The 13377-nt window shown below is 51.9% G+C and carries 14 protein-coding genes and 1 tRNA gene; 7 read left to right on the top strand and 8 right to left on the bottom strand.

Annotated elements, in window-relative coordinates:
- Positions 1 to 96 precede the first annotated feature (96 nt).
- The 4 genes from prmB (at position 97) to Q8A57_RS10285 (ending at position 3718) form a co-directional block, all read left to right on the top strand.
- On the top strand, positions 97 to 1008 hold the full coding sequence (gene prmB, locus Q8A57_RS10300; protein WP_305171022.1) for a 50S ribosomal protein L3 N(5)-glutamine methyltransferase: 912 nt from the start codon (positions 97 to 99) through the stop codon (positions 1006 to 1008).
- Positions 1009 to 1109: 101 nt separating this feature from the next.
- Entirely contained in the window at positions 1110 to 2213 is a 1104-nt protein-coding gene (aroC, locus tag Q8A57_RS10295) for a chorismate synthase (RefSeq protein ID WP_305171021.1), read from the top strand.
- A gap of 6 nt (positions 2214 to 2219) precedes the next feature.
- On the top strand, positions 2220 to 3377 hold the full coding sequence (locus tag Q8A57_RS10290; RefSeq protein ID WP_305171020.1) for an MFS transporter: 1158 nt from the start codon (positions 2220 to 2222) through the stop codon (positions 3375 to 3377).
- A 56-nt stretch (positions 3378 to 3433) separates the two neighbouring features.
- Positions 3434 to 3718, top strand: coding sequence for a hypothetical protein (locus tag Q8A57_RS10285; RefSeq protein WP_305171019.1), 285 nt, complete (start codon positions 3434 to 3436; stop codon positions 3716 to 3718).
- Positions 3719 to 3779: 61 nt separating this feature from the next.
- Here Q8A57_RS10285 and Q8A57_RS10280 read toward each other — a convergent pair.
- Positions 3780 to 3856: transfer RNA gene (locus Q8A57_RS10280), tRNA-Pro, on the bottom strand.
- Positions 3857 to 3977: 121 nt separating this feature from the next.
- Between Q8A57_RS10280 and Q8A57_RS10275 the strand changes: the two genes are divergently transcribed.
- Complete coding sequence (locus tag Q8A57_RS10275; RefSeq protein ID WP_305171018.1) at positions 3978 to 4646, top strand: TetR/AcrR family transcriptional regulator; 669 nt, start codon at positions 3978 to 3980, stop codon at positions 4644 to 4646.
- A 189-nt stretch (positions 4647 to 4835) separates the two neighbouring features.
- Here Q8A57_RS10275 and Q8A57_RS10270 read toward each other — a convergent pair whose 3' ends face one another.
- Positions 4836 to 6461 (bottom strand): electron transfer flavoprotein-ubiquinone oxidoreductase, encoded by a 1626-nt coding sequence (locus tag Q8A57_RS10270; RefSeq protein ID WP_305171047.1) that lies wholly within the window; start codon positions 6459 to 6461, stop codon positions 4836 to 4838.
- A gap of 242 nt (positions 6462 to 6703) precedes the next feature.
- On the opposite strand from Q8A57_RS10270, the gene Q8A57_RS10265 reads away from it, so the two are divergent.
- Together Q8A57_RS10265 and Q8A57_RS10260 are read left to right on the top strand one after the other, a co-directional pair.
- The gene (locus tag Q8A57_RS10265; protein ID WP_305171017.1) at positions 6704 to 7453 is read left to right on the top strand and encodes an electron transfer flavoprotein subunit beta/FixA family protein; all 750 of its coding nucleotides are present in this window, start codon (positions 6704 to 6706) and stop codon (positions 7451 to 7453) included.
- Positions 7453 to 8382: an electron transfer flavoprotein subunit alpha/FixB family protein gene (locus tag Q8A57_RS10260; protein ID WP_305171016.1), complete on the top strand. Its 930-nt coding sequence runs from the start codon at positions 7453 to 7455 to the stop codon at positions 8380 to 8382. Before Q8A57_RS10265 ends, Q8A57_RS10260 begins: the two co-directional genes overlap by 1 nt.
- Before the next feature lie 60 nt (positions 8383 to 8442).
- Here the strand turns inward: Q8A57_RS10260 and Q8A57_RS10255 are convergent, their stop codons facing one another.
- The 6 genes from Q8A57_RS10255 to Q8A57_RS10230 all read right to left on the bottom strand — a co-directional run bounded on the left by Q8A57_RS10255 (position 8443) and on the right by Q8A57_RS10230 (position 13317).
- Positions 8443 to 8979 (bottom strand): DUF3106 domain-containing protein, encoded by a 537-nt coding sequence (locus Q8A57_RS10255; protein ID WP_305171015.1) that lies wholly within the window; start codon positions 8977 to 8979, stop codon positions 8443 to 8445.
- Between the two features lie 3 nt (positions 8980 to 8982).
- Complete coding sequence (locus tag Q8A57_RS10250; protein WP_305171014.1) at positions 8983 to 9312, bottom strand: hypothetical protein; 330 nt, start codon at positions 9310 to 9312, stop codon at positions 8983 to 8985.
- Entirely contained in the window at positions 9305 to 9913 is a 609-nt protein-coding gene (locus Q8A57_RS10245) for an RNA polymerase sigma factor (RefSeq protein ID WP_305171013.1), read from the bottom strand. The genes Q8A57_RS10250 and Q8A57_RS10245 overlap by 8 nt, the downstream gene beginning before the upstream one ends.
- Before the next feature lie 17 nt (positions 9914 to 9930).
- Positions 9931 to 10350 (bottom strand): hypothetical protein, encoded by a 420-nt coding sequence (locus Q8A57_RS10240; protein WP_305171012.1) that lies wholly within the window; start codon positions 10348 to 10350, stop codon positions 9931 to 9933.
- Positions 10351 to 10420: 70 nt separating this feature from the next.
- On the bottom strand, positions 10421 to 11236 hold the full coding sequence (gene xthA, locus Q8A57_RS10235) for an exodeoxyribonuclease III (protein ID WP_305171011.1): 816 nt from the start codon (positions 11234 to 11236) through the stop codon (positions 10421 to 10423).
- Between the two features lie 20 nt (positions 11237 to 11256).
- Positions 11257 to 13317 carry a carboxy terminal-processing peptidase gene (locus tag Q8A57_RS10230; protein WP_305171010.1) on the bottom strand — a complete coding sequence of 687 codons (2061 nt, stop codon included), beginning with the start codon at positions 13315 to 13317 and terminating at the stop codon, positions 11257 to 11259.
- Positions 13318 to 13377: the final 60 nt, after the last annotated feature.

Genomic DNA, 13377 nt, shown 5'->3' with positions numbered 1-13377 from the left:
TGTCTCGGTTCCAACATGAAGTATTCGGTGCATAACCCTACGTCAGGGACTCAGAAACGTAAAGCCATTTGTGGTGCTGCTGGTTACAATAGCGCGATGAATAATACACCGGAAAATCCCTGTACTTTGGGCGAGGCTATTCGTTACGGAGCCGAGCAGTTTGACGCTGCCAGCCTGTATTTTGGCCACGGCACAGACAATGCCTGGGACGAGTCGCTGTCCCTGGTTTTGCATTGCCTGTCGTTACCCTGGGATGTTGATCCATCCGTTCAGGAGCGTCAGCTTACAGAAGACGAATGGTGCAGTATTAAGGCCCTTTTTGAGCGTCGTATCACGGAGCGCATACCGGCAGCCTATCTGATTGGCGAGGCCTGGTTTGCTGGCGTGCCTTTTTGGGTAGATTCAAGGGTACTGGTGCCCCGGTCTCCCATAGCAGAGCTTATTGAGAATGAGTTCTATCCCTGGTTGTCACAACCTCCAAAGACAATTCTTGATCTCTGCACCGGTAGTGGTTGTATAGGCATTGCATGTGCACTTTATCTGGAGGGAGCAGCAGTCACATTGAGTGATATTTCTCAAGAAGCACTTGCTGTGGCAGAAAAAAATATTGCTCGCTATGCCCTGGAAGAACGAGTTACTGCCATTGAGTCAGACTTGTTTGATGGACTGGGGTCACAGCGCTTTGACCTGATTGTCAGTAATCCACCCTATGTCGATGCTCAGGATATCGCATCCATGCCGGATGAATATCACCATGAACCCCCAATCGGGCTGGCATCGGGTAATGATGGGCTCGATTTTACGCGCCGATTGCTGATTCAGGCTGAAAGCCATCTCACTGATGAGGGTGTGTTGATCGTGGAAGTGGGAAACTCCTGGGAAGCACTGGAAGAGGCCTATCCCCAGGTGCCATTCCTGTGGCTGGAACTTGAGCGCGGCGGTCATGGGGTTTTTATGCTGACGGCGCTCCAACTCCGAGAATATCGCTCTGTGCTCTGTCCGGCGTGAGACATCGCCGGTAGCTTCGTATAAAATTCGCCTCTTTGCGGGGCACATGCAGATAGACCTGCGTGTCACTGTGGCCTCTGTTAACTGGAACTGGGAATCTTATGTCGGGCAATAGCATAGGCAAACTTTTCACCGTAACAACGTTTGGCGAAAGCCACGGTCTGGCTTTGGGTTGTATCGTGGATGGCTGTCCTCCCGGGTTGCCGTTGACCGAAGAGGATATGCAGCGCGATCTGGATCGTCGCAAACCTGGTCAGTCCCGTTACACTACCCAGCGTCGTGAACAGGATCAGGTGAAAATCCTGTCCGGCGTGTTTGAAGGTAAAACAACTGGTTGTCCTATCGGCCTGATCATCGAAAACACGGATCAGCGCTCCAAGGACTACTCCAATATCAAGGACCAGTTCCGCCCGGCCCATGCGGATTACACCTATTTTCAAAAGTACGGCATTCGCGATTACCGCGGTGGTGGACGCTCGTCAGCCCGTGAAACCGCCATGCGGGTTGCAGCAGGTGCAATTGCCAAGAAATACCTGAAAGCGATTGCCGGTATTGAAGTGCGCGGTTACCTCTCCCAGCTTGGCCCCATCAAGGCAGAACAAGTACTGTTCGATGAGGTGGAAAACAACCTCTTCTTTTGCCCCGATCCGGACAAAGTGCCTGAAATGGAAGCCTACATGCAGCAGTTGCAAAAGGACGGCGACTCAGTAGGGGCAAAGATAACCGTGGTTGCCAGCAACGTGCCCCCGGGTCTGGGTGAACCCATCTTTGATCGCCTCGACGCCGAGATTGCCCACAGCCTGATGAGTATCAACGCTGTGAAAGGCGTTGAAATCGGGGCAGGGTTTGATGCGGTAGCCCAGAAGGGAACCGAGCATCGGGATGAAATAACCCCGGAAGGTTTCCTGTCGAATCATGCCGGTGGGGTTCTGGGCGGTATTTCATCTGGTCAGAACATTATTGCTCACCTGGCGTTAAAGCCCACCAGTAGCTTGCGTATTCCTGGAAAGTCTGTGGATGTTCACGGTGACCCCATTGAAGTGGTGACGACCGGGCGTCACGATCCCTGCGTGGGTATACGGGCCACCCCAATCGCAGAGGCCATGCTGGCGATTACCCTTATGGATCACCTGATGCGCCACCGTGCACAGAATATGCACGTGGATACTGGACTGGAGCCGATCCCCGCCGGTAAAGGCAGCTGATACCCTATGCAGCAGGAGGGCTCTGAGCCGGTTCCATACTGGCGCTTGTCGGCGTTCTACTTTTGCTTTTTCGGCCTGTTGGGGGCGCTGTTTCCCTACTGGTCCCTGTATCTCAAATCTCTGGGTTTTTCTGCCGCTGATATCGGTTTGCTGTTGGCGCTTCCCATGGCGACCAAAGTGGTTGCCCCCAACCTGTGGGGATGGCTGGCAGACCATACGGGTCAACGGCTGCTCATTATCCGTGTGGGCGCCTTGTTGTCCTGTGTATGTTTTTCAGGAATCTTTTTAAGCCAGAAATTCTGGGTCGTGGCCATGGTGATGATTGGCTACAGTTTTTTCTGGAATGCCGTATTGCCACAACAGGAGGTGGTCACCACCAGCTTTCTTCGCGAAACCCCCGAAAACTACAGCCGGGTCAGGTTGTGGGGTTCCATCGGATTTATCATCTTTGTTCTGGGCAGCGGCGCCTGGTTTGATGCCTATAGTATTGATAGCCTGCCATTGATCGGCTTTTTGTTGTTAGCCGGCATTTTTATCACCAGCCTGGCGGTGCCAACACCCCATCAACAGAAACATCAGCGTGCCTCACAGCCCTTTCTCGCCGTCTTGCGCCAGCCTGCGGTTGCCGCATTCTTTGTGGCAGGTATGCTGATGCAGTTTTCACACGGCATTTACTACAGTTTTTTCAGTATCTATATGGAAACCCAGGGATATAGCCGGGGAGTCATCGGTGTGCTCTGGTCAGTAGGTGTAGTGGCCGAAGTAGTTCTGTTTATCGTTATGCATCGCCTGCTACCGCTCTTTGGTGTGCGTTTAATCATGTCTGTCTGCCTGTTGCTGGCTACACTGCGTTGGCTGACGATTGGATATTTCCCGGAACTGTTGTGGCTGTTGATGTTGGCTCAGACTCTCCATGCCTTCACTTTCGGTGCTTATCACTCTGCCGGTATCGATTGCATAAGGCGACTGTTTGAGCCAGGCAACCAGGGAAAGGCGCAGGCGCTTTACAGCGCTTTTTGCCTGGGGTTGGGTGGTGCTATCGGTTCCTGGTTGGGCGGACTGGTGTGGGACTACAGATCCCTGTTGGCTTTTGAAATGGGAGCTGCAGCGTGTTTCATAGCCGTGTTTGTGATTTGGTTCCGCTTGAGGGATGAGCGACTTTGAAGCGGTAACGCTAATTGCCATTTATACTGGATTTTTACGATACGGGAGGTGTTCGGATGAAAGCGGTACTGGTCATTATTGTGCTGGTCGTCGTGTATATGTTTTATCCGCAGTACGACCTGATCGTTAAACAAAGTCCATTTGATGAAGAGCCAACGCTGGAAGGCACAGGCTATCTCACGGAAGGAAGTTGCCGGGAGGCAGCACAGGCGATAAATGCCCGATATTTTCACTGCTCATCGAAGAATCTTTGGGGCGAATTGTTTGGCACTTATACCAGCTACCGTGAGCCCGAACGCTACTCTGATCCTAAATTGTTTGAGGATCTTCAGGGGCAATAGGGTGGAGAGGTACACTTAAAGCACATAAAAAAACCCACGATAACGTGGGTTTTTTTGTATCTGGTCGGTGTGAGAGGATTTGAACCTCCGACCCCTTCCTCCCGAAGGAAGTGCGCTACCAGGCTGCGCTACACACCGGCGGCGCGCATTATATCACTCTCCGTTTTACTGTCCATGCATGGTAACTACGTGACCATTGACAGGGTTTGGGTTTTCAGAACACAATTTGCCTCCACTTTTGGAACGGATGGGGCGTTTAATGCCAAGGTCATCTAGTGATAGTACCGATAAAATTCGTGCCAAGAAAAAGCGCTTTCTGGCCCGCGAAGAACGCATTATTGAAAAGGCGTTATACCTGTTGATTCGCGACGGCATCGACAAGGTCACCGTCTCAGCCATCTCCAAAGAGGCCGGTGTCGGCAAGGGCACCGTCTACAAGCACTTCCTTACCAAAACCGAAATTCTCATGCGCATCGTGCTCGACTATGAGCGCAATATCACTGAAAACCTGAGAATAGGCATTGAAGCCACAGACTCTGGTGATCCCGGGGCTGCCGCACGATCCTACTTCAAGGCCCGGTTGGCCAATCCTGCCCTCGACAGGTTGGTGCAGTTACTGGAAGTTAAGTTACAAGATAACGAAGAAGTGGCTGACAAAATGTTGGAGCTACATAGCCTGCGACGTTCCAATGTCGATGCCCTGAATAACATGATTGCCAAGCTGATTGATAAAGGCATTCTTGAAGATGTACCGCCCAGCTATCACTATCTGGCCTGTTGGGCCCTCGCACAGGGTGCAGTGGAGGCTTACTTCAATGTCAGCTATGGCGCAGACCTTGAAGATAAAGAGGACTTCCTGCGCTTTGTCGCCAATATTGGCATCACCATGGGTAACCTGGGGCAGCTGCGGGGCCAGAAGCCATCCTAGACGACAGGGCTAACTACCCGTTAGCCCCGTAACCAACTACGCGCCGGGTTCTTTTTCAACGCCTGGCCATCTTGGCCATTCTCTATTTATTCCTGATAGACGTTTGTCCTAGTGGAACAAACGTCTGTATCTGTACGTCCGAAAAATCCAATAATATAGATTAGATAAAGTGGTTAATTTATTGTTTTATCACATATTTGGATAGTTTGGACCACCAGAGCCTTCCGGTGTTACCCAGGTGATATTCTGACTCGGGTCCTTGATGTCACAGGTTTTACAGTGCACACAATTCTGGGCATTGATCTGAAAACGGGGACCGCCATTGCTGTCTTCTACGACTTCATACACCCCGGCAGGGCAGTAGCGCTGTGCGGGCTCATCGTAGAGGGGCAGGTTGTGGCTGATGGGAATATCTGCATTCTTCAACTTGAGGTGGCAGGGTTGTGCTTCCTCGTGGTTGGTGTTGGAAAGAAAGACAGAGGACAACTTGTCAAAACTCAACTTGTTGTCCGGTTTTGGATAAACGATTTTCTTGGCATCGCGAGCCGGAATCATTTTGCTGTGATCTGGCACTGGATCGGTGAGGGTCCAGGGTAGTTTGCCGTTGAAAATATTGATATCAATAAAGGCATAGGCTGAGCCCAGAATATTGCCCCATTTGTGCTGGGCGGGCCCAAAGTTGCGCTGTTGATAGAGTTCCTTGTACGCCCAGCTGTCCTTGTAGCTGGTGGTGTATTCTGTCAGCTCGTCACCAGCACGATCGGCCGCAATGGCAGCGGCAGTCACTTCTGCAGCAACCATGCCGGATTTCATGGCACAGTGAATGCCCTTGATCTTGGCAAAGTTGAGTGTGCCAGCGTTGTCGCCAATCAACAGACCGCCAGCAAAGGTCATTTTAGGTTGAGATTGCAGGCCACCCTTGACGAGTGCCCGGGCTCCATAGGCAATACGCTCGCCACCTTCCAGGTACTGCCTGATGACAGGGTGGTGCTTATAACGCTGAAATTCATCGAATGGACTGACATGGGGGTTTGAGTAGGAGAGGTCAGTAATTAACCCCAATGCCACCTGGTTATCTTCCAGGTGATAGAGGAACCCGCCACCTGAAGAGTCGCTTTCATTCAGGGGCCAGCCTGCAGAATGAACCACTAAGCCCAAATGGTGGTTTTCCGGGGGAACCCGCCAGAGCTCCTTGATCCCAATACCATAGTGCTGTGGCTGCTGTGCCTCGCGGTCCAGTTCGAAGTGTTCGATGAGCTGTTTGCCCAGATGTCCCCGGCAGCCTTCCGCAAAAAAGGTGTATTTACCACGCAGCTCCATGCCAGGCATGTAGGCGTCTTTGTGTTCGCCGTTGACATCCACGCCCATATCCCCGGTGATCATCCCCGCCACAGAGCCGTTTTCGGCATACAGCACTTCAGCCGCCGCGAAACCTGGAAAGACTTCAACCCCCAGATTCTCGGCCTGCTCAGCCAGCCAGCGGCACAGGTTACCCAGGCTGATAATGTAATTGCCGTGGTTGTGCATGGTTTTCGGCGCAAACAGGGATGGTACTTTTATGCCCTTGTTTTCAGAAAACACATAAATGTTATCTGTACTGACTGCCGTAGTAACTGGTGCGCCCAGTTCTTGCCAGTTGGGAAAGAGTTCGTTGAGAGCGCGGGGCTCTAGTACCGCACCGGAAAGGATATGTGCACCCACTTCGGAGCCTTTTTCCACGACGACGACAGACAGATCCTGGTTGATCTGCTTGAGTCTGCAGGCGGCTGCTAGGCCTGCCGGACCGGCACCAATGATGACTACATCGTAATCCATATATTCACGTTCCACCGATGTCTCCTTGGGCTACTTGGATTGGCTGGAAGGCTCTGATTTTGAGAAGCGTGAATTTTAGCTGGTCTGACCTTTCGGTGCCACGCGGAATTAGGACCAGATGGTCAGTACTGATGGGTCAGCCTTGGTAAACACAAAACCCCCGGTTTGCCTTGATTTGGCACCATTGGAGCGGCATTATTACGCCCCTTCAAAGCTAACCGACCATTTTCAAAGGGTATTTCATGAAAGTACTTGTCGCTGTCAAACGCGTTGTGGACTACAACGTCAAGGTACGGCCAAAAGCCGATGGCGCCGGTGTTGACCTCAACAACGTCAAAATGTCTATTAATCCTTTCTGTGAGATTGCTGTGGAAGAGGCGGTCAGGTTGAAAGAGAAAGGTGATGTAACTGAAATCGTCGCTGTCTCTATTGGCCCCCAGCAGGCCCAGGAACAGTTGCGAACGGCCTTAGCATTGGGTGCTGACCGGGCCATTCTTATTCAGTCGGACGCTGATCTGGAGCCGTTGGCAGTAGCCAAGTGCCTGAAAGTGGTTTGTGAGCAGGAGTCTCCCGACCTGGTATTAATGGGTAAACAGTCCATTGACGGCGACAACAACCAGACTGGACAAATGCTAGGTGCTCTGACGGGTTATCCTCAGGGAACCTTTGCGTCCCAACTAACCCTGAGTGCTGGCAAGGCAGAAGTCACACGTGAGATTGATGGTGGTCTTCAGACTCTGGGGCTGTCGCTGCCCGCGATTGTCACCACGGATCTGAGACTGAATGAACCCCGCTATGCCTCGCTGCCGAACATTATGAAAGCGAAAAAGAAGCCATTAGATACCACTACGCCGGAGGCTTTGGGTGTTGATACTGCTCCCCGGGTCACACTGCTTAACGTGGAAGCTCCAGCTCAACGTGCAGCCGGTATCAAGGTTGCCAGTGTGGATGAATTGCTCGACAAACTGAAAAATGAAGCGAAGGTGATCTGATGGGTATTCTGATTATTGCCGAACACGATAACAGCCAGTTGAAACCGGCGACGTTGAACACCCTGAGCGCCGCACAGGCCATAGGCGGTGATATTGCTGTTCTGGTTGCCGGGCACGGTTGTGACGGCGTGGCGGAACAGGCATCAAAACTGGCTGGTGTCAGCAAGGTATTTCTGGCGAGTAATGAAGCTTATGGGCATCAACTGGCGGAAAATGTTGCCCCGTTAGTGGCCGAGCTCGCAGGTGATTACAGCCATGTGCTGGCGCCGGCATCGACGACAGGTAAAAACCTTGTTCCGCGGGTTGCAGCATTGCTGGATGTGCAAAGTATTTCCGATATTAGTGCTGTGGTCAGTCCCGACACCTTCAAGCGCCCGATTTATGCGGGTAATGTGATTGCTACGGTTCAAAGCAGTGACAGTATCAAGGTGCTGACCGTTCGTTCCACGGCGTTTGATCCGGCTTCTGCGGAAGGCGGTAATGCATCTATTGAAACTGTGGGCAGCGTTCATGATGCCGCCAACTCGAGTTTTGTTGGTGAAGAACTGGCCGTATCAGAGCGTCCTGAACTTACTTCCGCTCGCGTGGTGATTTCCGGTGGTCGCGGGATGGGTAGCAGTGAAGGTTTCCATGTTCTGGAAGAGTTGGCTGATAAGTTGGGCGCAGCTGTTGGTGCCTCCCGAGCGGCAGTGGACGCGGGATTTGTTCCCAACGATATGCAGGTTGGTCAAACCGGCAAAATCGTCGCTCCTGATCTGTACATTGCCGTAGGTATTTCCGGAGCGATCCAGCATCTTGCCGGTATGAAAGACAGCAAGGTCATTGTGGCGATCAACAAGGACGAAGAAGCCCCGATATTTCAGGTGGCTGATTATGGTCTGGTTGCTGATCTGTTCGAGGCCCTGCCTGAACTGAATAGCAAGCTCTGAGATCAGGGCGTAAAAAAACCGGCCAGATGGCCGGTTTTTTTATGTCTGTTAACAGCGGGACTACTGATAGTTTCGATTGCGCTCGTCATTCTCCATCCTGCGATGGTATTCCTTGCGCTGCTCCGGACTCATATTGCGCCATTTTTCGCGGATTTCCTCCCGGCGCTCGGGGGGGAGATTACGAAACTTTTCTCTTGCCCGTTCGATACGTTCCTGCTCTTCAGGGGGCAGTGCTTTAAAAGCTTTGCGGCGCTCACGGATTTTTTCCTGCTCCTCCGGAGAGAGTGCTTCAAAACGCCGCTTGCGATCTTTATCTTGCCAGCTTTTGTCTTTTGAGTTTTTGTCCTTCCAGTGCTTATCGGTGCCTTGTTTGTTTTTGCGGTACTCCCCGTTATCAGCGATCACAGCGTGGGGAACATGACGCGCCTCCCAAGGGGGTTGCGTGTTATGGCGGGCCCCCGCTGGGTCAGCACGCTGCGACCAGGAATTGCCGACAGGCTGTTGACTGGCCAGTAGTGCTGGAGAAAACAGCATTGTCAGCATTAGCATGACAGTACTGCCGATGCGAAAAGTAACTTTGCTGTTGATCAATTTCATAGATTAACCTTGTAAATTGCTGTCTTCCCGGGCCAGCCAGTAATAAAAATCCATGTCCTCGTAAAGATCCATACTTTCACCCAGTAGAACTTCTTCCTGTCCGCCACTGGTGTTTGTCCGTTCCATCATGTCCGGTGACATAATCAGAACCACGGCAAGAATCGATGCCAGTGCCATGCCGGTGGCAGGTACAAAAAAGCGGGGTACCCGTTGTTTGTTTCTGGCGCTGAGCGCGGCCGAGCGGGCGCTGGCAAGTTCCTGGATTGTCTGGTCGTCGATATCTCGCTCTGAACGACGCAGAACCTGCTGCATTTGTCTTTCAAAGTCATTCATACCAATGATCTCCCAGTAGTTCTCTCAGGCGATGTATAGCCCTGGAATAGTGCGTTTTAACGCTGCCTTCACTGCATTTCATAGCGATTGCAGTTTCCGCTGTATCCAGGCCTTCCCAACAACGCAGCATAAAGGCCTGCTTTTGACGTTCGGGTAGTGATGTAAGCGCGTCTTGCAACTTCGCCATCTGCCTATCCTGCTCATGCTGATGGTGAGGCGCCTGGTGGTCCGGGCCAGGTACCAAATCCAGGGGGTCAGTATCATCTTCCGAGCCATCTTCCCGGTTGCGAAATCGGGAAAGCCAGCCTTTAAAACGTCCCTGGATATTCCTTTTTCTCTGCAGGTCGGTCACCTTGTTTTGCAAAATTCGGTAGAACAGGGGACGCCACTGTTCTTCTGCCCTGTCAGCATAGCTGATCACGAGTTGTGCCATGGCTTCCTGAACCACGTCCAGTGCATCCTCTCTATTGCCCAGGGATGCCATGGCTATAGCGTATGCCCTACGCTCAATGGACAACAGGAAAGTTTCCAGGGGTTCTCGTGTCAGAACAGTACTCCTTTCACTGTTGGTTTTGAGACTGCCACAGGGATTCTGCAACACAGCTGTCTGCCATTCAATCAATGGTGGCCATGGAGTATTTCCGTCAGCAGTATGGTTCCGCCGATGATGGCCAGGTATTCACCAGTGCGACTGTCATAGTAATGGTTGTGGTTATGATGAGCCCGCGAACCGGGGTGGTAGCCACATCGATAGTGCTTGTAATGGTGTTTTACCTCGTGACGATACCGGTCACTGTAGCTGAAGCGATGGTAATAGCGATCATCATAACGGCGTTTGTCATAATGCTTGTCTCTTCGATAGTCATCGCGATGCTCATTGCGACGATCGTTACGATGCTCTCGGCGTTCATGGCGGTGTTCATAGCGGTGGTGATCAGAGGAAAACAGTTTGCCTCCGTCGTAGTCCCTCGCCAGAGCAGGTGCAGCCCCCAAGGCCAGAGAGGTTGTCAAAAGACCAATAATAGCGAGTTTTTTCATGGGTATTCCCTCATTCGCGTGTAACCCTAAAAACGGATCAGATCGTCATTGGTTGACAGCGATAAGGAAATTAATTGTCAGTGGTTAACCAGATGGGGCAGTGGTCAGAGGGGTTATCCATGCCGCGGATGTGGTAATCGATGCCGACATCGGTGGTTCGGGACAACAGAGAGGCTGATACCAACATAAGGTCGATACGCAAGCCGCGTTTATCGGCCTGTTCAAAACCTCGACTGCGGTAGTCAAACCAACTGTAAAGTGGTGGCTGGTTGCCGGGGTGTAAATGATCAAAGCTGTCTTTCAAACCCCAGTGTTTGAATTGTTCCAGCCATTCCCGCTCTTCCGGTAGAAAACAGCACTTTCCTGTGCGCAACCAGCGTTTGCGGTTGTTGTCACCAATGCCGATATCTGTATCCAGGGGAGCGACATTCATGTCACCCATGACAACAATTTGTTCTTCGGGATGATGATGTTTTCTGAGGTGCTCGAAAAGGTCTGCATAAAATTGGCGTTTGGCCGGAAATTTAGTCGGGTGATCGCGGCTTTCTCCCTGGGGAAAATAGCCGTTATACACATGCAGCGGTTGCCCCTGATATTCGAAGCATCCATAAATCAGTCGTTTCTGACTGTCTTCACCATCATGGGGAAAACCTGCCATCGAATGTTTCAGGGGCATTCGGTAGAGTAGTGCGACGCCATAGTGACCTTTCTGGCCATGAAAAATGGCTTCATATCCCAGAGCATTGATGTCCTCAATGGGGAACAGGTCATCCGCCACCTTGGTTTCCTGAAGACCAATGATGTCCGGTTGGTGTTCCTCGGTTAACGCCTGCAGTTGGTGCAGGCGAGAACGGAGGCCATTGACGTTGAAAGAGACGATTTTCACGGCAGTTGCCTGACTGCTGATCAGGGCTGGTTGGCCAGCAGTGACTTGGGTGCTAGCAGGCTCAGGTAATCCGCCAGAATATTGCCTGTTTCATAGAGTAACGGGTCGCGTTCTGACAGGTCCCGTGTGTCGTCATCCTCAGGGCTGCGGGATTCCCGCCATTCCTCAATGGTGGCGTAGGGTTCCAGTCCTTTCGACTGTCGGCGCTGATTTTCAATGGTCAGTAGGGTGGTATCGTACTTGGCCATTTCGTCCCGGCGCACGGATTCATTGAGTGAAATGCTGTTTTCCTTACGACGCTCCCGGAGCAAAGACAATTCCTGGTTCAGATAGACAAGGTCGGGGTCCTTTGATTGACGATAGACGTGGCGCTCCTTCAGTGTTTCCAGGGGGATATCCGTGAAGTTATAGCGGCGGTGGGGGACGGCATTAATCTGGTCCCAGGGCAGCGCATTTTCGTCGGCGCTTTCACCGACTTTTTCAGTATCGAAGTAGGAGGGCAGTTCTATATCCGGTACAACGCCCAAGTGCTGAGTGCTGTTGCCGGAAACCCGGTAGAATTTGGATTCGGTCAGCTTCAGTTGGCCCTGGCGAACCGGTAATTGGACCTGTACCGTGCCTTTGCCGAAGCTCTGGCCACCGATCACCAGTCCGCGCTGATAATCCTGAATTGCGCCAGCAAAAATTTCCGATGCCGAGGCACTGAGACGGTTAATCAACACCACGAGAGGACCGCGGTAATAGGCGTCGGCATGTGAACGATGGTTGCGGGAAATCATCTGGTTGGAATAGCGCACCTGAACGACCGGACCTGGGTCGATAAACAGGTCAGTTAACGTGGTGGCCTCCTGTAGGAAACCACCGCCGTTGTTGCGCAAATCGAGAATAATGCCATCGACTTTCTGTTCATCAAGTTCGCCCAAGAGGCGCATTACATCCCGTGTGCTGCTTTTAAAGTTGGGGTCACGGTTGTAGTAGGCTTCAATGTCCAGATAGAAGGTGGGCACGGTGATAACGCCAAGCTTGTAGTTGCCCACATCAGTGTTGACTTCGATGATTTCGGAGTTGGCTGCCTGCTCCTCAAGCTGTATTTTGTCTCTGATAATGGCAATTTCCCGGTTTGTTCCGGCGGACTCGCCGGTGGCGGGGATAATTTCCAGGCGTACGGTACTGTCTTTCGGACCGCGTATCAGGTCGACCACGTCATCGAGGCGCCAGCCGATGACATCGGTAATTTCCTCCTGATCCTGTCCAACGCCGACAATAACATCACCGGCCTGCAGAATACCCTGTTTGTCAGCTGGTCCGCCGGGCACCACTCTGACTACTTTGGTATTTTCATCTTCAAATTGCAGAACTGCTCCGATACCGGTTAGTGACAGGGACATGGCAATGCGGAAGTTTTCCATGGAGCGGGGTGACATGTAAGTCGTGTGGGGATCGTACAAGGCGGCGAGCGAGTTCATGAACACTTGGAATGTATCTTCGTTATCGCGCTGCGACAGCTGCTTGCTGAGATTGCTGTAACGCTTGATCAACAGATCCCGGGCTGCCTGGGGCTCCTTGTCGCTCAGGATCAATCTCAGATAGGCTTCTTTTAGGCGTTTCCGCCAGAGTTCGTCAGCTTCTGCCATGGTCTTGGGCCAGGGCAGCTCATCAAGGTCTATGGATAATTGCTCGTCCTGATTAAGGTCAAACTGGTAGTCGCTCTCAAGCAGGTCGATATTGGCCTGTAGGCGCTCGGTGGCCCGCTTGATGTAACGATTAAAAATAACAAAGCCGGCAGTCAGGTCTCCGCGTTTCAGCATGTCATCGAGTTCTGTTTCCCAGCGCTGGAATTCGTTGATATCAGTCTGCAGCAGGTAGCTTTTTGCCGGGTCCAGGTTGTCGATGTATTTGTAGAGGAACTGTTTTGATAGTTCATCGTTCAGGTCCTGCTTGCGGTAGTGTTTGTTGATGAGTTCATCGACAATTTCAACAGCTGTTTCCGGCTGCTCAGTGTCAAATTGCACCTCTGCTGACACCAGCAAGGCAAAGATAGAAAAGGACAGGCAGGCAATAACGCGTGGGATATAGGACATTAGGGGGACAACTTCTCGTCACTCATATGGAAATCGCAGTGTAGCAAAAATCTCCTTTAT

Origin of the sequence: Porticoccus litoralis, from assembly GCF_030676955.1 — a bacterium.
In the GTDB taxonomy this organism is placed as follows: Bacteria; Pseudomonadota; Gammaproteobacteria; order Pseudomonadales; family Porticoccaceae; genus Porticoccus; species Porticoccus litoralis.
Note: the sequence above shows the minus strand (reverse complement) of the source record. Positions and strands in the feature narration are given on the sequence as shown.